Genomic DNA, 20061 nt, shown 5'->3' on the forward strand with positions numbered 1-20061 from the left:
ATGGCCGCGATAGAGGCCGGACAGATGGCAGCATCCGACTACGCGTCACCGCACTCCTGCGGTTTTCCCTTGCCCTGAAGGGGGCGTCCACAGATGGTGCGTGGACGTAGCGGGCATCGTGCCGGGCGGCGACCGCACCGCCGACCCGCCGGCGATCGACCTGGACGGGGTGCCGGAGGGGGCGCCGGTCATCCTGCACGTAAACCCGCCCATCCTGGCCTGGACATTGCTGCGGCTCGGCCGGCAGCTGCTCGGCCGCCGCCGCGTCATCGGCTTCTGGGCCTGGGAACTGGCGGCCATTCCGGCGGCCTGGGCGCCTGCCTTCAGCCTGGTCCACGAGGTCTGGACACCATCGCGCTTCGTGCGGGATGCGGTGCGTCGCGCCTGGCCCGGCCTGGTCCGCCATGTGCCGCATCCGGTTGGCGGGTCGCGCCTCGTGCCCTCCGCGCTCGACCGCGGCGCCTTCGGCCTGCCCGGCGACCGCACCATCGTGCTCGCCTCCTTCAGCCTCGGCTCCTCGCCCATGCGGAAGAATCCGGAAGGCGCCATCGCCGCCTTCCGCCACGCCTTCGGCGACAGCGAGTCGACGCTGCTAGTGCTGAAGGTGTCGGGCCATCGCGCCTTCCCCGACGACCTGGCCCGGCTGCGGGCGCAGGCCGCCGGCCTGGACAATGTCGCGATCGAGACGCGGACCCTGGACGGGCCCGACAATTTCGCGCTGATGCGGAATGCCGACATCGTGCTTTCCCTTCATCGCAGCGAGGGGTTTGGCTTGGTGCCGGCGGAGGCGATGGCGCTCGGCCTGCCGGTGGTGGCGACCGACTGGTCCGCGACCACGGAATATCTCGGCCCCGATTGCGGAGTTCCCGTGCCCTACCGCCTCACCCCGGTCCAGGATCCGCGCGGGGTCTATGCGCTGCCGGGCGCGCTCTGGGCGGAGCCCGATATCGGCGCCGCCGCGGCCGCACTCTCGGCGCTCGCCGCCGATGCGGCGCTGCGTCGCAGGCTGGGCCGGGCCGGGCAGGCGGCCGTGGCGTCGCGCCTCGGCGATGCCGGCCTGGCGGCGGCGCTCGCCGCGCTCGGCCTGTGTCCCGCCCCGCGTCCCGTGCCGGCCGCCCCCATCCCCAGCTACGAGGTGCATGATGACCGACGGCAACAGGGTTGAGCGCGCGCTCGACCTGTTCGACCGGCATGTCGAGGAACTGGAACGCCAAGCCGGCAGCCAGGATTTCGACAAGGGCTACTACCTGAAGCATCGGCCGCGCTTCGCCGGCACCCTGGACCTGATCGCGCCGGCGCAGGAGGCCGGGGCGCGCGCGCTCGAGCTTGGGGCCACGGATTTCCTGCAGGTCGCGCTGCGGCACGTCTTCGGCTACGACGAGGTCTTCGGGTCGGTGTTCAGCACCGAGATCGAGCGAAAATACTACCACCGCGCGGTGGCCGCCGCGGGAATGGAAACCCGCAACCCGACCTTCAGCGTCAACCTCGAGCACGACCTGCTGCCGGTGCCGCCCGAGCATTTCGCCATGGTGCTGTGCTGCGAGGTGCTGGAGCATATGGACATCGATCCGATGTTCATGCTGGTCGAGGTGAACCGGGTCTGCCAGATGGGCGCGGAGCTGGTGCTGACCACGCCCAATTGCTGCTCGGCGCGGAATTTCTGGAAGATCGCGCATGGCTACCGCCCGCATTTCTTCATGCAGTACGAGCGCTCGCGCTCGCCCTACCGGCACAACATCGAATGGGACGTGCATGCGGTGGCGCAGCTGGCCCGTGCCGCCGGATTCGAGCCGGTGACGCTCGAGACCACGGACGTGTTCGAGGCGCCGATGCCCGAGGCGCTCGCGCTGCTGGCCCGCAACGGGCTGACCACCGACCACCGGGGGGACTGCATCATGCTGCGCGCCCGCAAGGTGTCCGGCGTCGTCGACCGCTGGCCCGCCGGCCTCTATGTCTGAGGCCGCGTGATGCTGCGCCAGGCCTTCCGCCTCGTCGCCCGGGTCTCGCCGGGCCTCGCCCGCCATGCCGAGAACCTGAACGTCACCATCAACGGCTGGCGCTTCCACGACATCAAGCACTACATCGACACGCGACTGGCCGCCGGGCTGGATGGCGGCGGCGTGACGCTGTCGCGCAGCTTCCAGGCGATCACCGCCGGAGCGCCCGGTGCCGGGCGCATCGCCTTCGTCAGCAACATGCCGCCCGACGATACCGGCATCGCCGCCTGCTCGCTCTATTCCTGGCTGGGGCATGACGGGCCTGTCGACATCTTCTGCCCGACAATCGACGCCGACTGGTTCGGCGCGCTGGGCGCGCTGCTGGCGGGCGGCGCGGGGCAAGGCGGTCCGCGGCTGCTCGACATCGGCACCCTGCTGACCGCCGACCAGACCGTCGGCTACCGTGCCATCGTCTTCGCCATCGGCAACTCGCCGCATTGCTACTGGGTCCACAAGGCGCTGAAGAAGCTCGGCGCCTTCAGCGGCCTCGATCGCTGCGTGCTCTATGTCCACGACCCCTGCCTGCTGAACCTGGTGCAGAACGGCAGCGGCATCTCGGCGCAGGAGATGGTGCAGTCCATGCAGACCATCTATGGCCGGCCGCTGCCGGAGGCGCTGGCGCCCGGCCTGGTGGAGTGGGAGGTGCACGAGAAACTGGTGGAGGCCGGGATCCTTGGCCCACGCTGGTTCGCCAGCCTCGGCGTGAAGCGCTTCGTGGTGAACTCCGCCGCCGCCGAGGCTCTGCTCCAGGACGACCTGGCCGGCACCGACACCACCATCAGCCGGGTCTTCCATCCCGTCTTCCTGCCGCGCGGCGCGCCGGAGATGATGGCGGAGGCCCGCGCCACGCGGGTGGAGGACCCGGACGGCACCATCACGATCGGCAGCTTCGGCATCCCCGGGACGTCGAAGCGCACCGATGCGATCATCGCCGCGGCGCGGCTGCTGCAGGACCGCGGTCAACGGCTGCGGCTCCTCCTCGCCGGCTATGGCGTCCGCGCCTATGCCGCGACGAATGCCCGTCTCTGGGACGGGCTGGATGTCACGCTGTTCGACGGCCCCAGCGACCTGCAGTTGCTGCAATGCATGCTGGACTGCGACATCGGCCTGCAGCTGCGGTCCCGCAACCTCGGCGAGAGCAGCGGCATCGTGCCGCAGCTGCTCTGCCTGGGGCGGCCGACCATCGTCTCCGACCTCGGCAGCTTCCGCGAGTTCGGCGATGCGGTCGCCAGCGTGCCGCCCGAGGCAACGCCGGAGGAGATCGCGGCGGCGATCGAGCAGACGCTTGCCGCGCCGCCCAGCGCGGCGGCGATGGCACGCTACGTGGCCGAGCGCAGCCCGGCCCGATTCCGCCAGGCGCTGCAGGAAGCGCTGGCGGACCGGCCGGTGGCGCTGCGCAAGGCGTCCTGAGGCGCCGCCCGCCCGGGCGGGCGGCGGGCCCCGGCGGTCAGCCGCCGAACTCGGCGCGGATCGCCGCCGAATGCTGGCCGATGGCGGGCACCGCGCCCAGAGCCCGCGGCCCGTCCGAGAGGCGGGCCGGCGGCGCGCCGACCTGCACCGGTCCGTTCGGCGTCTCCACCGTCACCCGCCGCAGCGCCGGATGCGTCCGCAGCCCCTCGCAGTCGTTGACGAAGCCATAGGCGGTGTTGGCGCGGCGCAGCCGGGCGGCGCATTCCTCCCGGGTCAGGCCGGCGAAGACGCGGGCGATATGGGCATCCACCATGGGCCGGTGGGCGACGCGTTCGTTGTTGCTGCGGAAGCCCTCGCGCGCCGGCAGCCCGGCATCCTCCAGGAAAGCCTCGCAGAAGCCGGCCCATTCCCGCTCGTTCTGGATGGCGATCAGGACGGGGTGGCCGTCCGCGGTCTCGAAGGCGCCGTAGGGGCAGATGGAGGGATGCGCGAGGCCGATGCGCGGCGGGTTCCTGCCCGTGCCCTCGTACTGCAGCAGCGGCACCGTCATCCAGTCCGCCATGCCGTCGAAGAGCGAGACGGCGATGCCCTTGCCGCGGCCGGTGATGCCGCGCTCGATCAGCGCTTCCAGCACCGCGGCATAGCTGTGCATGCCGCAGGCGATGTCGCAGGCCGAGACGCCGACGCGCCCCGCGCCTTCCGCCCGGCCGGTGATGGAGGCGAGGCCGGATTCCGCCTGCACCAGCAGGTCGTAGGCCTTCATCGTGGCGTAGTCGCCCTCATCGCCATAGCCGCTGATGTCCACGGTGATCAGCCGCGGATGCTTCTCCCGCAGCGCGGCGGACGCGAACCCGGCCCGGGCCATGGCGCCGGGGGCGAGGTTCTGGATGAAGACATCGGCGCGGGCGATCAGCTTCGCCAGCAGCGCCTTGTCCGCCGGATTCTTGATGTCGAGGCAGAGGCTTTCCTTGCCGCGGTTCAGCCAGACGAAGTAGCTGGACTGGCCCTTCGCCACCGCGTCATAGGCGCGGGCGAAGTCGCCCTCCGCCCGTTCGATCTTGATGACGCGCGCCCCGGCATCGGCGAGGCGGGAGGCGCAGTAGGGCGCAGCGACGGCCTGCTCCATGGAGACGACCAGCAGCCCTTCGAGGGGCTTCGATCCCGACATGCATTTCTCCCGACCGGCCGGCGACGTTGCGGCAATCTAGCCGCGCCCCGCCGGGCCGGCCAGCCGCCCAGGCCCGGCGCGGCGGCTAGCGCCGGCCGACGGCCCCGGGGTTATGCTCCCGGAATGTCCTGCGGCCCTCTTCTGCGGCGCTGGCGCCTGCTGCGCGGCGAAAGCCAGCTCGACTTCGCCCTGGCAGCGGACACCTCGGCGCGGCACCTTTCCTTCCTGGAGACGGGGCGGGCGCAGAACGAGCCGTTCCTTGCGGCCGGCTTCGCCCCGGCCTTCCGCCACGCCCCGGACCTGGCGGCTCCCCGCAATGTCAGGCTGGCCGAGGCGCTGCGGCTTGTCCTGAAGGCGCAGCATCCCAATGTGGCGCGGTTCCGGTAGGTGATGCCGGCGCCCGGCTGCGCGCCCAGATTGTCGGGGATGATGGCATCCTCCGTCGCCGGAACGTCGATGGTGATGGTCGCGGCCCCGAGCGGCATGGCAGCAAGGGGCAGGGCGGCGAGGATGCCCGGTCGCATGGCTGGTTCTCCTGGCGGGGGCCGGGCCGCGGCCCTGGCGCGGAGAAGCCTCGCCGCAAGGCGGCGCGGCGCGTCATCACGTCGCAGGTCATGCCACCGGCATGGATGGTCCCTGCAGGCCGGGCGCCCGGACGGGCGCCGCGTCGGCAAGGCTTGCGGCGCAGACCGCCCCGCGATGCGGCGCAGACCGCCCCGCGATCGGGCGGGCGTCGATCGCGGTCGCTATCGGCGGCCGTCGGCATAGGGTGGCTGCCCGGCTTGCGCCGCGGCCGCGGCCACCACAGGTCAGGCGCCGCCGGCAGGGGTGGCCGGCGATGACGGGCCGGGATGCATGACGAAGAGCTGGGACGCGAAATTCCAGGGTGCGAAGCCGCCGCATGTCGTGGTGCTGGACAAGCCCTTCGCCGGGCTGAAGCAGGGCCAGCGCCTGTTCATCGCGTCCCCGGCGCTGCTGGAGACGCGCATCCGCGCCATTCCCGCCGGCACGACGCAGGATCCCGCCACGCTGCGGGCCGAACTGGCGCGGGAGCATGGGGCGGATGCCACCTGCCCGGCTTCCACCGGCATCTTTCTCCGCATCATCGCGGAGCGGGCGTTGGAGAGGCTGGCGGCGGGCGATCCCGACCCCGCCCCCTTCTGGCGCGTGGTGGCGCCGGCTTCGCCGCTGGCCGCGAAGCTGTCCTGCGGGGCGGAGTTCCTCAGCGCCCGCCGGGCGGCGGACGCGCCACATGCCGGCCGGCACACCGGTCGACCGGCATGATCATCGTGCCTGCCGCGCGGCGGCCACGCCACGCCCGCGCGCGATACCGGGGTGCCCGACTCAGGACATCGGCACCGCCGGGTCAGTAGCTTCGCGGCATGCCGAGCACATGCTCGCCGACATAGCTGAGCACGAGGTTGGTGCTGATCGGCGCCACCTGGTAGAGCCGCGCCTCGCGGTACTTGCGCTCCACGTCGTACTCCTCGGCGAAGCCGAAGCCGCCGAAGGTCTGGATGCAGGCCTCGCCGGCCGCCCAGGCCGCCTCGGCCGCCAGCATCTTCGACATGTTCGCCTCCTCGCCGCAGGCAAGGCCCGCCTCGAACTTCTCGAGCCCGGTCTTCAGCAGCGCCTCGGCCGCGCGCATCTGCGCATAGGCGCGGGCGATCGGGAACTGCACGCCCTGGTTCTGCCCGATCGGCCGGCCGAACAGCACCCGTTCCTTGCTGTAGTCCACCGCCTTCCGGATGAACCACTTGGCGTCGCCGATGCTCTCGCTGGCGATCAGCAGGCGTTCGGCATTCATCCCGTCCAGGATGTAGCGGAAGCCCTTGCCCTCCACGCCGACCAGGTTCTCCGCCGGCACCGCCATGTTGTCGAAGAACACCTCGGTCGTGTTGTGGTTCATCATGGTGCGGATCGGCCGGATGGTCAGGCCGTTGCCCAGCGCCGCCTTCATGTCGACGATGAAGGTGGACAGCCCGTCGGTCTTCTTCTGCACCTCGCCGCGCGGGGTGGTGCGGGCCAGCAGCAGCATCAGGTCGGAATGCTCGGCGCGGCTGGTCCAGATCTTCTGGCCGTTGACGATGTAGCGGTCGCCCTCGCGCTTCGCCACGGTGCGCAGCGCGGTGGTGTCGGTGCCGCTCGTCGGCTCGGTCACGCCGAAGGCCTGCAGCCGCAGCGCGCCGCTGGCGATCCTCGGCAGGTAGCGCGTCTTCTGCTCCGGGCTGCCATGCTTGAGGATGGTGCCCATGATGTACATCTGCGCATGGCAGGCGCCGGCATTGCCGCCGGAGCGGTGGATCTCCTCGAGGATCGCCGCCGCGGCCGAGAGCGGCAGCCCGGCGCCGCCGAACTCCTCGGGGATCAGCGCGCCGAGATAGCCCGCCTCGGTCAGCGCCTGGACGAACTCGGTCGGGTAGGCGCGGTCGCGGTCCACCCGGCGCCAGTACTCCCCGGGAAAGCGGGCGCAGAGCTTCGCAACCTCCTCCCGGATCTCGGCATGCGGGTCGGCTTGCGTGGGGTCCATGCGGGTGCGGTCTCCGGCGGCGGCGCGCCGACCCTGGCCGCATCCGGCCCCCTCGGGAAACCAGAATCCCGGCCTATCCGCTATGCCGGATTTCGATCGCCGCGGAGGAGCTGCCCGCTCCAGATCCCGGCCTCGACCATGCCCGCGACCTCGGCCCGCAGCAGGCGGGCGAAGGCGGTCGCGGCGTTGGACGGGTGGCGGCCCAGCGGCTCGGCGACCGCCAGCTTGCGGGTCAGCGGCGGGTCGATGATCGGCGCGGCGCCGAGCAGCCCGGCCGCCACCTCCTCCCGCACCGCCGCCAGCGGCAGGACCGTGCCGCCCAGCCGCCGCATGGCCAGCGCCTTCAGCACCGACAGGTCGTCCGCCTCCACGGCGATCCGCAGCGCCAGCCCGCGCTGCGCCGCCTCGGCCTCGACCAGCCGGCGCAGCCCATGCGCCGGCCCCGGCAGCACCAGCCTCTCCCGCATCGCCTCGGCGAAGCCGATCGCCTGGTGCGGCGCAAGGCCCGGCCCGGGCGGGCCGACGAAGCACAGCCCTTCCGTCAGCAGCGGGGTCTGGCGCACCCCGGCGCCCTGGCCGCCGGCATAGACCACGGCCAGGTCGAGCTCGCCGCCCTGCAGCCAGTCGAGCAGGTAGCCGCTGAAGCCCTGCACCACCCGCAAGGTCGCCTCCGGATGGGCGGCGAGGAAGCGTTCGACCAGCCGTGCCGTCAGCACCGCGCCGACGGTCGGCGGCAGGCCGAAGACCACCTTGCCGCGCACCGCGCCGGCCGCCTCGGCGAGGTCGGCGCGTGTCTCCTCCACCTGCCGCAGGATGGCGCCGGCGCGGCCGCGCAGCCGGTCCCCGGCGGCGGTGAGCTGCATGCCGCGGCCGTGGCGGAGGAAGAGCGGCGTGCCCAGCTCCGCCTCCAGCAGGCGGATCTGCCGGCTCAGCGCGGGCTGGGCGATCCGCAGCCGCTCGGCGGCCCGGCTGAGGCTGCCGAGCTCGGCGACCTGGAGGAAGGTGGCGAGCTGCCTGAGATCCACCGGGCCATAGAATCACGGCATGGCGGAAAGCTCCATATTCGAATTTCGTGCTGCCTCCGCCCCGCCTAGGACTGCCGGGCGCCAGCAGAGGTTCCCATGACCCCCGACCCAGACGCCGCATCCTGGCGGCAGGACGTGTTCGACGTGCTCAAGGCCGCCGGGGTGCGGCATGTCGCCTATGTGCCGGATGCCGGCCATGCCACGGCGATCCGCCTCGCCGAGGCCGACCCGGAGATCAACGCGGTGGTGCTGACCACCGAGGAGGAGGGCATCGGCTACCTCGCCGGCGCCTGGCTGGGCGGCGAGCGCGGCGCGCTGCTGATGCAGTCCTCGGGCGTCGGCAACTGCATCAACACGCTCGGCCTCGTCGCCTGCGCCCGCTTCCCCTTCCTGACGGTGGTGACGATGCGCGGCGACTGGGCCGAGTTCAACCCGTGGCAGACCCCGATGGGCCAGGCGACCGAGCCGGCGCTGCGGCTGATGGGCGTGCTGACCTGGCGCGCGGAGGAGCCGGAACAGGTGCGGCCGCTGCTGCAGGGCGCGGCCAGCATGGCCTTCGAGGGCGACGCCGCCTGCGCCGTCCTGCTCGGGCAGCGGCTGATCGGGCGGAAGGAGTGGGTGAAGTGACCGGCGGAACCCTGGACCGGCGGGCGGTGGTCGCCGACCTGCTGCGCGACCGCGGCGCGCTCTGCGTCGTCAGCGGGCTCGGCTCGCCCTCCTACGACGTCATGGCCGCGGGCGACCACGACCTGAACTACTATCTGTGGGCGGCGATGGGCAGCGCCATGACGGTCGGCCTCGGCCTGGCCGCCGCGCAGCCGGACCGGCCCGTCATGGTGGTGACCGGCGATGGCGAGGCGCTGATGGGCCTCGGCGCGCTGGCGACCATCGCGCTGCGGCGGCCGCGCAACCTCGGCATCGTCATCTTGGACAACGGCCATTTCGGCGAGACCGGGATGCAGCCGAGCCATGCCGGCCAGGGCATCGAGCTCACCCGCGTCGCCGAGGCCTGCGGCTTCCCGGTGGTGGACCGCGTGACGGAGCGGCAGGGCATCGCGCCGCTGCGCCGCCGCATCCACGCGATGGAGAGCCTGACCCTCGCCGTGGTGAAGATCGCGGCGGCGGATCTGCCGCGGGCGCTGCCGCCGCGCGACGGCGTGCATGGCAAGAACCGCTTCCGCGCGGCGCTCGGCTTCCAGCCGGCCTGAGCAGCAGGCGAGGACCGCGATGGGCCAGGGGGCCGGATTCCACGACCTCGACGCCCCGGTCGGCGGGATCGCCCGCGACCTGGCGCCGGGGATGAGCGCCACGATCGTCCCGGGCGAGGGGGCGATGCTGTCCGTCGTCGTCATCGCGCCGAACGCCACCGGCGTGCTGCACCGCCATCCGGAGGAGCAATGGGGCGTGCTGCCGGGCGGCAGCGCCATCCGCATGCGGGGCGACGAGGCGATCGCGGTGGCGAAGGGCGATGCCTGGCGCAGGCCCGGCGGCGTGCCGCACGCCATGCGGGCGGGGCCGGCGGGTGCCGCCGGCCCGACATCGTCGCCCCGCCGCGGCCGGACGACCGGGTGCCGGGCACGGGCTTCGGCGCCCCCTGACGGGCACCGGGAGGGCAGTTCGTTACGCGATCCAAGATCGTAAAAACGAAAATACCTTGCGGATCGATCGGATTCAGGGAAACTAACACGCTCCTACATCGTGATAGAGGCCGGCCGCCCCGCGGCCGCCGGAGGAGCCATGACCGGAGCCCGCACCGACCCGTCGTTCGCCGCCCCGGCGCGGCGCGCCCTGCTCGCCGGCGCCGCGGCGCTCGCCCTGCCGGTGCCCGCCCGGGCGCAGGAGGCGACGCTGCTCAACGTCTCCTACGACCCGACGCGGGAATTCTACCGCGACTACAATGCCGCCTTCGCCACCCAGTGGCGTGCCCGGTCCGGCCAGGCCCTGCGGGTCAACACCTCGCATGGCGGCTCGGGCCGGCAGGCCCGCTCGGTCATCGACGGGCTGGAGGCGGATGTCGTCACCCTCGCCCTGGCCTATGACATCGACAGCATCGCCGACCGTGGCCTGATCGCGGCGGACTGGCAGGCCCGGCTGCCGCAGGACAGCGCGCCCTATACCAGCACCATCGTCTTCCTGGTGCGGAAGGGAAATCCGAAGGGGCTGCGGGACTGGGGCGACCTGGCGAAGCCGGGCCTCCAGGTCATCACGCCCAACCCGAAGACCTCCGGCGGGGCGCGGTGGAACTACCTGGCGGCCTGGGCCTGGGCGCAGCGCCAGGGCAACCCCGAGGAGTTCGTGGCGCGCCTCTACCGCAACGTGCCGGTGCTCGACACCGGCGCGCGCGGATCCACCACGACCTTCGCCCAGCGCGGCCTGGGCGACGTGCTGCTGGCCTGGGAGAACGAGGCGCATCTGGCGCTGAAGGAGTTCGGCGAAGGCCGCTTCGACATCGTCGCCCCCAGCCTGTCCATCCTGGCGGAGCCGCCGGTCGCGGTGGTGGACCGCGTGGTGGACCGCCGCGGCACCCGCGCGGTGGCGGAGGCGTATCTGCAGGGCCTCTATGCGCCGGAGGCGCAGCGGCTGGCGGCGCGGCATTTCTACCGCCCGCGCGACGCCGCCATCCTGGCCGAGCATGCCGCGACCTTCCCGTCGCTCGACCTCGTCACGATCGCCGCCTTCGGCGGCTGGCGGGAGGCACAGAAGACCCATTTCGCCGATGGCGGCGCCTTCGACCGGCTCTACCGGCCCGGGCGATGACCGGGTGGCGGCCGCGCAGCGCGCTGCCCGGTTTCGGCCTCTCGCTCGGCGTCACGCTGCTCTGGCTCTCGGCCATCGTGCTGCTGCCGCTGGCGGCGCTGGCGCTGCGGCCCTGGGAGTTGGGGGTGGCGAGCGCCTGGGAGTCGGTGACGCAGCCGCGGGTGCTGGCGGCGCTGCGCCTGTCCTTCGGCGCGGCGTTGGCGGCGGCGGCGCTCGACGTCCCGCTCGGCCTGCTGATCGCCTGGGTGCTGGTGCGCTACCGCTTCCCCGGGCGACGGCTGGCGGATGCCATGGTGGACCTGCCCTTCGCCCTGCCCACCGCCGTCGCCGGCGTGGCGCTGACCGCGCTCTATGCGCCGAATGGCTGGGTCGGCGAGCCGCTCGGCGCCAGCCTCGGCTGGCGCATCGCCTTCACCCCCTGGGGCGTGCTGATCGCGCTGGTCTTCGTCGGCCTGCCCTTCGTGGTGCGGACGGTCGAGCCGGTGCTGCGCGACCTGCCGGCGGAGGCGGAGGAGGCGGCGGCGACGCTCGGCGCCACCCGCGCCCAGGCGCTGCGGCGGGTGGTGCTGCCGGCGCTGGCGCCGGCGCTGCTGACCGGCTTCGGCCTCGCCTTCGCCCGGGCGGTCGGGGAATATGGCAGCGTGATCTTCATCGCCGGCAACCTGCCCATGCTGACCGAGATCGCGCCGCTGCTGATCGTCATCCGGCTGGAGGAGTTCGACTATGCCGGCGCCGCGGCGGTCGGGCTGGCCATGCTGGTGCTGGCCTTCGGCGTGCTGCTGGCGGTGAATGCGGCGCAGCGCCGGCTGCGGCCCTGGGCGCGGGCGTGACGCGCCCCGCCGCCCAGGATCCGGCCTTGGCCCGCCGCCTGGCGCTGCTGGCCGCGCTGCTGGTGCTGGCCGTGCTGTTCCTGCTGCCGCTGGTCGCGGTCTTCGCCGAGGCGCTGCGGCGCGGCTGGGACGTCGCGCTAGCCGCCATCGCCGAGCCCGATGCGCTGGCCGCCATCAGCCTGACCCTGCTGGTGGCCGCCATCGCCGTGCCGGTGAACCTGCTGGGCGGGGTCGCCGCGGCCTGGTGCATCGCCAAATTCGACTTTCCCGGGAAGCGCCTGCTGGTGACGCTGGTGGAACTGCCCTTCGCCGTCTCTCCGGTCATTTCCGGCCTCGTCTGGGTGCTGCTGTTCGGCGCGCATGGCTGGCTGGGGCCCTGGCTGCAGGCGCATGGGCTGCGCATCGTCTTCGCCCTGCCGGGGCTGGTGCTGGCGACCGTCTTCGTCACCTTCCCCTTCGTCGCCCGCACGCTCATCCCGCTGATGCAGGACCAGGGGCGGGAGGAGGAGGAGGCGGCGGCGACCCTCGGCGCCGGCGGGTTGCAGACCTTCTTCCGCGTGACGCTGCCCAACATCCGCTGGGCGCTGCTGTCCGGCGTGCTGCTGTGCAATGCCCGGGCGATGGGGGAATTCGGCGCGGTCTCCGTCGTTTCCGGCCATGTGCGCGGGCAGACCAACACCATGCCGCTGCATGTCGAGATCCTGTACAACGAATACCAGTTCGCAGGTGCGTTTGCCGTCGCGGCGCTGCTGGCGCTGCTGGCGCTGGTGACGCTCGGGGCCAAGGCGCTGCTGGAGAGGCTGGCGGGCCGACAGGCCGGGGCGGCGGGATGAGACCAGGGATGGGATGGTATCGCGCGCGGCCGGCCCTGTCGGTCGAGGCGCCGCCCGGCGCCTGCCGGCCGGCCTTGCCAGGCCCGGGTCATGCCGCATGACCGCCGGGCTGGGCGTGGATGTCGCCGGGCTGACCCGCCGCTTCGGCGCGGGGCGGCCGGCGCTGCATGGCGTGGATCTGGCGGTCCGGCAGGGGGAATTCGTCGCGCTGCTCGGCCCCTCGGGCTCGGGCAAGACCACGCTGCTGCGCATCCTGGCCGGGCTGGAATTCCCCGATGCCGGCAGGGTGCGGGTGGGCGGCCGCGACATGGCGGGCGTGCCGGCGCGGGCGCGCGGCGTCGGCTTCGTCTTCCAGCACTATGCGCTGTTCCGCCACATGACGGTGTTCGAGAATGTCGCCTTCGGCCTGCGCGTCCGCCCGCGCGCGCGCCGGCCGGCCGAGGCCGAGATCGCCCGGCGCGTGCGCGACCTGCTGGCGCTGGTGCAGGTGCCGGAGCTGGAGCGGCGCTACCCCGAGCAGATCTCGGGCGGGCAGCGGCAGCGCGTGGCGCTGGCGCGGGCGCTGGCGATCGAGCCGCCGCTGCTGCTGCTGGACGAGCCCTTCGGCGCGCTGGATGCGCAGGTGCGCAAGGACCTGCGGCTCTGGCTGCGCGGGCTGCATGACCGGCTGGGCATCACCACGCTGTTCGTGACGCATGACCAGGACGAGGCGATGGCGATCGCCGACCGCATCGCCCTGCTGCGGGACGGGCGGGTGGTGCAGTTCGATGCGCCGGAGGCGCTGTTCGAGCATCCGGCGGATGCCTTCGTCGCGGGTTTCCTGGGCGACAGCAACCGGCTGCCCTGCGTGGTGGCGGGCGGGCTGGCGTGCTTCGCGCCGTTGCCCCTGCCGGGGATGGCGACGTCCCTGCCGGATGGGCCGGCGCTGGCCTTCGTGCGGCCGGGCGCGTTGCTGGCGGCGCCGGGGGAGGGGGCGGTGGTGCAGGGCGTGCGCCATGATGGCCGCGCGCTGCACCTGGTGGTGGCGGCCGGCGGGCGGATGCTGGAGGCGGCGCCGGCGCCGGGCTGGGACGCGCCGCGGCGGGGCGATGCCTGCGCGCTGAGCATCGCCGAGGCGCGGTTCTTCGCCGCGCAGCAATAGTGCAAGCCGGGCGTGACGGCAGCGCGTTCCGCGCGGGCGCATATTGCGCGCTCGACGCCGCTTCGCCAGCATGGCCGAGGGCAATGGTCGCCATCGACGGTGTCGAAGGCGCCTGACACGCCTTCGCGGAACGACCACACATGCCGCGGTGATGCCGCAGGCCAGCGCAGGCATGCACTGCCGCCCTGACGGCGCGTGAAGCATGGTTTCGGGACGGTTTGGCCGGCTGCGTCGTCGGCGCGGATCGGCTTGGGCGTGCGTCGCTGCGTCGAGAGTGGCTGATGTGCTGCAACGGAACGACAGGGGACGCTGCGGCGCAGGCCAGCGCCGCCGCGCCGGCGCTGGCCTGCGCCTTCTACGGCACGACGGGAAAGGTCGCCGCGATGGCCCAGGCCAGCGCCAGCGCATTGGCCGCCGCCGCCGGCCAGGGCGACCCCGTCGCCCGGAAGGCCCAGCGGCTCAGCAGGCCGAAGACCAGCAGGAAGACCAGCATCACCGGCACGATGATCACCAGGAAGAACAGCCGCGGCGGGTCCAGCGCCACCGCCCCCACCAGCGAGAGCAGGAACAGCGCCTTGGTCGCCGGATAGGCCAGCCGCGCCGCGCCCGGCCCGCGCGCGGCCCATTCATCCGCCGCGAACCAGGGCAGCGTGCCGCAGAGCAGCACCGGCACCAGCCAGGCGCGGTGGGGCGCCGGCACGAAGGCCAGGGCGAAGCGGTCGATCGCCAGCCCGATGCCGAGGATGGCGAACCCCGCCAGCGCCGCTGCCGCCAGCGCGGCGCCACCGGGCCGCCCCGGCCAGCGCGGCCGCGGCGCGCCCAGCCGCCACAGCAGCGCCGCGGTCAGCACCCCGTACAGCGCGCAATGCGCCGCCAGGTAGTCGCCCAGCAGCAGCGGCAGCGCATGGGTCGGCACCACCCGCAGCACCAGCGGCGTCAGCACCGCCGGCAGCAGCGCCACCACCCAGAAGCGACGCCAGGGCAGGCCGCCGCCCTGCGCCAGAGGCTCCACCCGCGGCAGCAGGCGCGAGAGCGGCCAGGCCAGCAGCACCAGCCCGCCCAGCAGCACGCCGATCCAGGGGCCGCGCGCATCCACCAGCCCCGCGGCGCTGCGGCCGAAGGCGGCGTTCAGCCAGGCGCGGGCGGCCTCCAGGCTCTCCCGCGCATAGATCACGCCGATATGCTCGACGCCATCGGCCAGCACGAGGCGGCGGGCCCTGCCGGTGGCCGGGTCGCCATAGGTCACGTTCTCCTCGACCACGCCGCCGGGTGCGGCCATGCCGACCAGGCGGCGCGCCTCGGCCTGCAGGATCTCCGGCTCCCAGGCCCCGACGATGACCAGCAGGTTGCGCGGCAGGTCGGGGGTGGCGCCCTTGGCGAAGAGCGAGAGGCCCACGGTCGCCTCCGCCCCCGGATGGGCGATGGCCCAGCGCGTCACGATGTCGCCCGCCATGGAATGGCCGAGCAGGGCGAAGCGCCCGTCGCCCAGCGGCCGCGCCGCCTCCACCACCCGGCCGAGCGCCGCCATCAGCACCCCGGCCGCCGCCGCATCGTCCGACAGCCCGCCCGCAAGCGGCGTCGGGTTGCCGCCATGGCCGGGGAAGTCGAAGGTCACGGCGATGAAGCCGGCCTGGGCCAGGGTGGTGGCGAAGGGCTCCATCATCCGGCGCGACCCGGCGAAGCCATGCGCGATGACGACCACCGGCGCCGGTCCGCCCGCGGCGGGGCGGTAGAGCGTCGCCGGGATCTCGCCCACCGGCATCTGCGTGACGGACAGCCCCTGCAGCGGCGCCAGCATCCGGGCCAGCGCCAGGCCGATGGCGCCGAGGGCGAGCAGGGCGACCAGCCCGGGAAACCAGCGTCGCAATCGGTTCTCCTTCGATCCCGGGCCGCCGGAAAGGGCTGGCCGGATCTGTCAGCTTCGCTTTACAGTAGCGTCGGATTGGATTTCTGACAGTCGCGGCGCCGCCCGCGGCCCTGCGAGGGGAATGCGAGAATGCGCCTGTCCCGGGCCGAGAGTTCCGGCTGGTCCGCCTTCAGCCCCGTGCTGAGCGCCGCCGACCTGGCCGATTGCCGCACCCTGCTCGCCGGCGGGTCGAAGAGCTTCCACGCCGCCTCCAAGCTGCTGCCGCGCAGCGTGGCAGAGCCGGCGACCGCCCTCTACGCCTTCTGCCGGGTGGCGGACGACGCCATCGACCTGGACCCGAGCCCGGCGGCGCTGGCCATGCTGCAGGACCGGCTGGCGCGGGCCTGCGAGGGGCGGCCGCTGCCCCTGCCGGCCGACCGGGCGCTCGCCGCCGTCGTCACCCGCTATGCCATCCCGCGGGCGGTGCCGGAGGCGCTGCTGGACGGCTTCGCCTGGGACCGCCAGGGCCGCCGCTACGAGACGCTGTCGGACCTGACCGCCTATGCCGCCCGCGTCGCCGGCACCGTCGGCATCATGATGGCGCTGCTGATGGGGGAGCGGCGGCCGGCGGTGCTGGCGCGCGCCGCCGATCTCGGCGTCGCCATGCAATTCTCCAACATCGCCCGCGATGTGGGGGAGGATGCGCGGGCCGGCCGGCTGTATCTGCCGCTGGAATGGCTGCGGGAGGCCGGGCTGGACCCGGAGGCCTGGCTGGCGGCGCCCGGCTTCGATGCGCGGATCGGCCGCGTGGTGGCGCGGCTGCTGGCGGAGGCGGCGGCGCTCTATCGCCGGTCGGAGGCCGGGATCGCCCGCCTGCCGCTGGCCTGCCGGCCGGGCATCGGCGCCGCGCGCTGGATCTATGCCGAGATCGGCCACGAGGTGGCGCGCAACGGGCATGACAGCGTCTCGCGCCGGGCCGTGGTCTCCCACCGGCGGAAGCTCGCCTTGCTGGCGCGCAGCCTGGGCGCCATCGCCCTGCCCGCCGGCGGCGCGGCGGCGCCCTGCCTGCCGGAGACGCAGTTCCTGGTGGAGGCGGTGGCGGCCGCGCCGCGGCAGGTGCGCGTGCCGGTGCCGGAGCCGGGGACCGGCGCGCGCGTGGCCTGGATGTTCGAGCTGTTCGAGCAGATCGAGCAGGACCGCGCGCTAGGGCGGGGCACGCCGGCGGCGGAATAGGCCGCCCCGTCCCGCCGGACGGCCCGCGGCGACGGCCCGCGGCAACGGCCCGCCCTGTCGCTGGCCGGCGCGACGCGGCTCAGAGCGGGTCGCGGAGGGCCGTGAACGGCCCGGAGCGTTACTCTGCTCCGACAACACCGCGCGACAGCGGCGCGGCGTTCAATTCTGAACGCAAGCCGCTGTAGCCGCCCATCCGGCCGGGCCCGGCGCAACGGGCGGCACCGCCGCCGCGTTCCGCCGGCGACAGAACCCCGGAGCCGATCCCCGATGAGCCAGGCCCTCGCCGAAGGCGCCCGCCGCGCCCTGGTGCCGCGCAATGCCGGTCCGCTCGGCACCGCCGACATCGCCACCGCGCTCGCGGTCTGCGGCGGCGCCGTCCTCGCCTCCGCCCTGGTCTCGGCGCGCTTCTCGCCCTCCCCGGCGCATGGCAGGCTGCGGCGCGACTACGACAGGCTGGAGAAACCGCCCTTCAACCCGCCCGATGCGGCCTTCGTCATCTGGGGCCCGCTCTACGCCGCGCTCACCGCCTCCGGCGCGCGCATCTGGAATGCCCCGCCCGGCCGGGAGCGCAGCCGCGCGCTGGTCCATTGGTTCGGCATCCAGGGGCTGAACGCCCTCTGGCTCTGGCTCGGCTTCGGGCAGCGCCGGCGCGGCGCGGCGACGCTGGAAGCCGCCCTCACCACGGTGAATGCCGTGGCCTATCTGGATGCGGCGCGGCGGGTGGACCGGCCGGCGGCCTGGCTGGCAGCGCCCTATGCCGCCTGGATCGGCTTCGCCGCGCTGCTGAGCGAGGAGCTGTGGCGCCGCAACCGCGGCCGCGTCGAGTAGCGTCAACCGAAACGGCATTGACCTGCGTCAAGGCCGATTGACAGAAGCGCGGGCAACCTTCCGTCCCAGCCGGCACTGGCCGGGGGAGGGAGTGGCCCGGTGCGCATCGTTCTCATTCATCCGAACTACCACTCGGGCGGCGCCGAGATCGCCGGCAACTGGCCGCCCGCCTGGGTCGCCTACCTCGCCGGCTACCTGAAGAACGCCGGCTACACCGACGTCACCTTCATCGACGCGATGACCGACCACCTCTCGCATGATCAGTTGCGGGAGGCGCTGGCGGAATTGCAGCCCGACCTCGTCGGCACCACCGCCATCACGCCGGCGATCTACGAGGCGGAGGCGGTGCTGGAACTGGCGAAGCAGGCCTGCCCGCAGGCGGTGACGGTGCTGGGCGGCATCCACGGCACCTTCATGTTCCCGCAGGTGCTGGCGGAGGCGCCCTGGATCGACTGCGTGGTGCGGGGGGAGGGGGAGCAGGTGCTGCTCGACCTCGTCCGCTGCATCGACGAAGGCCGCTGGCCGGCGGAACGCAACACGGTGAGGGGCATCGCCTATCATGACGGGACGGAGGTGGTGGCGACCCCCGCCGCGCCGCCGATCGCCGATGTGGACAAGATCGCGCCGGACTGGGGCATCCTCGACTGGGGCAAGTACATCTACATCCCGACCGGCACGCGCGTGGCGATCCCGAACCTGGCGCGCGGCTGTCCCTTCACCTGCAGCTTCTGCAGCCAGTGGAAATTCTGGCGCGACTACCGGGTGCGCGACCCGAGGAAGGTGGTGGACGAGATCGAGACGCTGGTGCGCGACCACCAGGTCGGCTTCTTCATCCTGGCCGATGAGGAACCCACCATCCACAAGAAGAAATTCGTGCAGTTCTGCGAGGAGATGATCGCCCGCGGCCTGCCGGCCAAGGTGCAATGGGGCATCAACACCCGCGTCACCGACATTTTGCGGGATGAGGCGCTGCTGCCGCTGTACCGCAAGGCCGGCCTCGTCCATGTCTCGCTGGGCACGGAAGCCGCCGCGCAGCTCAAGCTCGACCGCTTCAACAAGGAGACGACGGTCGCGCAGAACAAGAAGGCGATCCAGCTGCTGCGCGCCGCCGGGATCGTGACCGAGGCGCAGTTCATCGTCGGGCTGGAGAACGAGACGGTCGAGACGCTGGAGGAGACCTACCGCATGGCCCGGGACTGGAACCCGGACATGGCGAACTGGGCGATGTACACGCCCTGGCCGTTCAGCGACCTGTTCCAGGAGCTGGGCGACAAGGTCGAGGTCTTCGACTTCTCGAAGTACAATTTCGTCACGCCGATCATGAAGCCGGATGCGATGGACCGGGCGACGCTGCTCGACCGCACCATGGCGAATTACCGGCGATTCTACATGAACAAGGCGCTGTTCCAGTATCCCTGGACCCTCGACCGGCGGCGCCGCAGCTACCTCGTCGGCTGCCTGAAGGCCTTCCTGAAGTCGGGCTTCAAGCGGACCTTCTACGACCTGGGCAAGGTCGGCTACTGGGGCCCGCAGACCAAGAAGAGCGTGGATTTCCACTTCGACGCGACGCGCAGTCTGGCGGCGCCGGTGGCCAAGGCGCCGCACAATGCGATGTGGAAGACCATGCACCGGCCGAAGGCGAAGCTGCCCACCGCCAACGCGGCCGAGCAGTCGGCGCTGGCCGCCAGGGCCTGCGGCGGCGGCACCGAGCAGCTGGCGGAGAGCCTGGCGCCCGTGACGCTGCGCGACGGCGGCACGCGGCCGCCGCCCCAGACGGCATCGGGCGGCGACTGAGATGGACGGCGGCATCGCCGTCGCCGGCCGCATCGGGCCGAATGCCATCACCCAGGCGGCGGCGGCGCTGGATGCCGCCCTGCCGGGGGATGCGGTGGACGCGCTCTTCGCCGAGGCGGGGCTGGCGCGCTATCGCCACGACCCGCCCGAACGCATGGTGGATGAGCGGGAGGTAACGGCGCTGCACCGCGTGCTGCGCGCCCGGTTGCCGCCGGCGCAACTGCGGGCGCTGACGCGGGAGGCGGGGTTGCGCACCGGCGACTACCTGCTGGCGCATCGCATCCCGCGTCCGGTGCAATGGCTGCTGCGCGTGTTGCCGGCGCCGCTCGCGGCGCGGGTGCTGCTCTCGGCCATCCGGCGGCATGCCTGGACCTTCGCGGGCGGCGGCGCCTTCGCCTGCGCGGCGGGGCACCCCGTGCGGCTGGCGATCGCGTCCTGCCCGCTCTGCCGCGGCGCCCGGCTGGACCACCCCGCCTGCGACTACTACGCCGCGACCTTCGAGCGGCTCTTCGCCAGGCTGGTGCATCCCCGCGCCCGGGTGACGGAGGTGGCCTGCGAGGCGATGGGCGCCGCGGCCTGCGTGTTCGAGCTGCGCTGGCGCGACGGCCCGGCGGCTGCCGCGCGCGCAAGCGCCTCGCCGCCGCGAGCCCCGCCGGGCGCCGGCGCCCC

Annotated in this window: 20 protein-coding genes; 16 read left to right on the forward strand and 4 right to left on the reverse strand. The window is 73.1% G+C overall.

What is annotated here, in order from left to right; translation table 11 throughout:
- Positions 1 to 100 precede the first annotated feature (100 nt).
- The 3 genes from E2C05_RS08120 to E2C05_RS08130 are packed head-to-tail and all read left to right on the forward strand — an operon-like array spanning position 101 to position 3407.
- A complete protein-coding gene (locus E2C05_RS08120) occupies positions 101 to 1165 on the forward strand; it encodes a glycosyltransferase (protein ID WP_133219114.1) in 1065 nt (354 codons plus the stop codon).
- The gene (locus E2C05_RS08125) at positions 1143 to 1958 is read left to right on the forward strand and encodes a class I SAM-dependent methyltransferase (RefSeq protein ID WP_158292010.1); all 816 of its coding nucleotides are present in this window, start codon (positions 1143 to 1145) and stop codon (positions 1956 to 1958) included. The genes E2C05_RS08120 and E2C05_RS08125 overlap by 23 nt, the downstream gene beginning before the upstream one ends.
- A 9-nt stretch (positions 1959 to 1967) precedes the next feature.
- A complete protein-coding gene (locus tag E2C05_RS08130) occupies positions 1968 to 3407 on the forward strand; it encodes a glycosyltransferase (protein WP_133219116.1) in 1440 nt (479 codons plus the stop codon).
- 37 nt (positions 3408 to 3444) lie between these two features.
- On the opposite strand, the gene E2C05_RS08135 is transcribed toward E2C05_RS08130, so the two are convergent.
- A complete protein-coding gene (locus E2C05_RS08135) occupies positions 3445 to 4575 on the reverse strand; it encodes a CaiB/BaiF CoA transferase family protein (RefSeq protein ID WP_133219117.1) in 1131 nt (376 codons plus the stop codon).
- Between the two features lie 123 nt (positions 4576 to 4698).
- Between E2C05_RS08135 and E2C05_RS33995 the strand changes: the two genes are divergently transcribed.
- Entirely contained in the window at positions 4699 to 4962 is a 264-nt protein-coding gene (locus E2C05_RS33995; RefSeq protein ID WP_192912434.1) for a hypothetical protein, read from the forward strand.
- Positions 4963 to 5430: 468 nt separating this feature from the next.
- Positions 5431 to 5859, forward strand: coding sequence for a hypothetical protein (locus E2C05_RS08145; RefSeq protein ID WP_133219118.1), 429 nt, complete (start codon positions 5431 to 5433; stop codon positions 5857 to 5859).
- 82 nt (positions 5860 to 5941) lie between these two features.
- Here E2C05_RS08145 and E2C05_RS08150 read toward each other — a convergent pair whose 3' ends face one another.
- Positions 5942 to 7105, reverse strand: a complete 1164-nt coding sequence (locus E2C05_RS08150) for an acyl-CoA dehydrogenase family protein (RefSeq protein WP_133219119.1) — start codon at positions 7103 to 7105, stop codon at positions 5942 to 5944.
- Positions 7106 to 7185: 80 nt separating this feature from the next.
- Positions 7186 to 8130, reverse strand: a complete 945-nt coding sequence (locus tag E2C05_RS08155) for a LysR family transcriptional regulator (protein ID WP_133219120.1) — start codon at positions 8128 to 8130, stop codon at positions 7186 to 7188.
- Positions 8131 to 8226: 96 nt separating this feature from the next.
- On the opposite strand from E2C05_RS08155, the gene E2C05_RS08160 reads away from it, so the two are divergent.
- The 7 genes from E2C05_RS08160 (at position 8227) to E2C05_RS08190 (ending at position 13691) form a co-directional block, all read left to right on the forward strand.
- On the forward strand, positions 8227 to 8757 hold the full coding sequence (locus E2C05_RS08160; RefSeq protein WP_133219121.1) for a thiamine pyrophosphate-binding protein: 531 nt from the start codon (positions 8227 to 8229) through the stop codon (positions 8755 to 8757).
- The gene (locus E2C05_RS08165) at positions 8754 to 9338 is read left to right on the forward strand and encodes a thiamine pyrophosphate-dependent enzyme (RefSeq protein ID WP_200305583.1); all 585 of its coding nucleotides are present in this window, start codon (positions 8754 to 8756) and stop codon (positions 9336 to 9338) included. The genes E2C05_RS08160 and E2C05_RS08165 overlap by 4 nt, the downstream gene beginning before the upstream one ends.
- A 19-nt stretch (positions 9339 to 9357) precedes the next feature.
- Positions 9358 to 9771, forward strand: a complete 414-nt coding sequence (locus E2C05_RS08170; RefSeq protein ID WP_200305581.1) for a cupin domain-containing protein — start codon at positions 9358 to 9360, stop codon at positions 9769 to 9771.
- A gap of 96 nt (positions 9772 to 9867) precedes the next feature.
- A complete protein-coding gene (locus E2C05_RS08175; RefSeq protein ID WP_133219123.1) occupies positions 9868 to 10887 on the forward strand; it encodes a sulfate ABC transporter substrate-binding protein in 1020 nt (339 codons plus the stop codon).
- Complete coding sequence (gene cysT / locus E2C05_RS08180; protein WP_133219124.1) at positions 10884 to 11717, forward strand: sulfate ABC transporter permease subunit CysT; 834 nt, start codon at positions 10884 to 10886, stop codon at positions 11715 to 11717. The genes E2C05_RS08175 and cysT overlap by 4 nt, the downstream gene beginning before the upstream one ends.
- Positions 11718 to 11743: 26 nt before the next feature.
- Positions 11744 to 12550, forward strand: a complete 807-nt coding sequence (gene cysW / locus E2C05_RS08185; protein ID WP_242481764.1) for a sulfate ABC transporter permease subunit CysW — start codon at positions 11744 to 11746, stop codon at positions 12548 to 12550.
- 97 nt (positions 12551 to 12647) lie between these two features.
- The gene (locus E2C05_RS08190) at positions 12648 to 13691 is read left to right on the forward strand and encodes a sulfate/molybdate ABC transporter ATP-binding protein (RefSeq protein ID WP_200305577.1); all 1044 of its coding nucleotides are present in this window, start codon (positions 12648 to 12650) and stop codon (positions 13689 to 13691) included.
- Positions 13692 to 14046: 355 nt separating this feature from the next.
- Here E2C05_RS08190 and E2C05_RS08195 read toward each other — a convergent pair whose 3' ends face one another.
- Positions 14047 to 15558, reverse strand: coding sequence for an alpha/beta hydrolase (locus tag E2C05_RS08195; protein ID WP_200305575.1), 1512 nt, complete (start codon positions 15556 to 15558; stop codon positions 14047 to 14049).
- A 129-nt stretch (positions 15559 to 15687) separates the two neighbouring features.
- Here E2C05_RS08195 and E2C05_RS08200 point away from each other — a divergent pair, with 129 nt between their 5' ends.
- From E2C05_RS08200 to bchJ, 4 genes are all read left to right on the forward strand, one after another.
- Positions 15688 to 16770, forward strand: coding sequence for a phytoene/squalene synthase family protein (locus E2C05_RS08200; protein ID WP_133219125.1), 1083 nt, complete (start codon positions 15688 to 15690; stop codon positions 16768 to 16770).
- Positions 16771 to 17037: 267 nt separating this feature from the next.
- On the forward strand, positions 17038 to 17598 hold the full coding sequence (locus tag E2C05_RS08205) for a TspO/MBR family protein (RefSeq protein ID WP_133219126.1): 561 nt from the start codon (positions 17038 to 17040) through the stop codon (positions 17596 to 17598).
- A gap of 99 nt (positions 17599 to 17697) precedes the next feature.
- Positions 17698 to 19392, forward strand: a complete 1695-nt coding sequence (gene bchE, locus E2C05_RS08210) for a magnesium-protoporphyrin IX monomethyl ester anaerobic oxidative cyclase (RefSeq protein ID WP_133219127.1) — start codon at positions 17698 to 17700, stop codon at positions 19390 to 19392.
- 1 nt (position 19393) lies between these two features.
- The coding region (gene bchJ, locus E2C05_RS08215) for a bacteriochlorophyll 4-vinyl reductase (protein ID WP_133219128.1) at positions 19394 to 20061 on the forward strand (668 nt) is incomplete at its 3' end.

It is taken from the genome of Paracraurococcus ruber (assembly GCF_004353985.1).
In the GTDB taxonomy this organism is placed as follows: domain Bacteria; phylum Pseudomonadota; class Alphaproteobacteria; order Acetobacterales; family Acetobacteraceae; genus Paracraurococcus; species Paracraurococcus ruber.

Excerpts from the sequence above, each read along its gene's own strand:
- E2C05_RS08125 (WP_158292010.1), top strand. The coding sequence starts at position 1,143 with ATGACCGACGGCAACAGGGTTGAGCGCGCGCTCGACCTGTTCGACCGG.
- E2C05_RS08130 (WP_133219116.1), top strand. The coding sequence starts at position 1,968 with ATGCTGCGCCAGGCCTTCCGCCTCGTCGCCCGGGTCTCGCCGGGCCTC.
- E2C05_RS08135 (WP_133219117.1), bottom strand. The coding sequence starts at position 4,575 with ATGTCGGGATCGAAGCCCCTCGAAGGGCTGCTGGTCGTCTCCATGGAG.
- E2C05_RS33995 (WP_192912434.1), top strand. The coding sequence starts at position 4,699 with ATGTCCTGCGGCCCTCTTCTGCGGCGCTGGCGCCTGCTGCGCGGCGAA.
- E2C05_RS08145 (WP_133219118.1), top strand. The coding sequence starts at position 5,431 with ATGACGAAGAGCTGGGACGCGAAATTCCAGGGTGCGAAGCCGCCGCAT.
- E2C05_RS08150 (WP_133219119.1), bottom strand. The coding sequence starts at position 7,105 with ATGGACCCCACGCAAGCCGACCCGCATGCCGAGATCCGGGAGGAGGTT.
- E2C05_RS08160 (WP_133219121.1), top strand. The coding sequence starts at position 8,227 with ATGACCCCCGACCCAGACGCCGCATCCTGGCGGCAGGACGTGTTCGAC.
- E2C05_RS08170 (WP_200305581.1), top strand. The coding sequence starts at position 9,358 with ATGGGCCAGGGGGCCGGATTCCACGACCTCGACGCCCCGGTCGGCGGG.
- E2C05_RS08175 (WP_133219123.1), top strand. The coding sequence starts at position 9,868 with ATGACCGGAGCCCGCACCGACCCGTCGTTCGCCGCCCCGGCGCGGCGC.
- cysT (WP_133219124.1), top strand. The coding sequence starts at position 10,884 with ATGACCGGGTGGCGGCCGCGCAGCGCGCTGCCCGGTTTCGGCCTCTCG.
- E2C05_RS08190 (WP_200305577.1), top strand. The coding sequence starts at position 12,648 with ATGACCGCCGGGCTGGGCGTGGATGTCGCCGGGCTGACCCGCCGCTTC.
- E2C05_RS08200 (WP_133219125.1), top strand. The coding sequence starts at position 15,688 with ATGCGCCTGTCCCGGGCCGAGAGTTCCGGCTGGTCCGCCTTCAGCCCC.
- E2C05_RS08205 (WP_133219126.1), top strand. The coding sequence starts at position 17,038 with ATGAGCCAGGCCCTCGCCGAAGGCGCCCGCCGCGCCCTGGTGCCGCGC.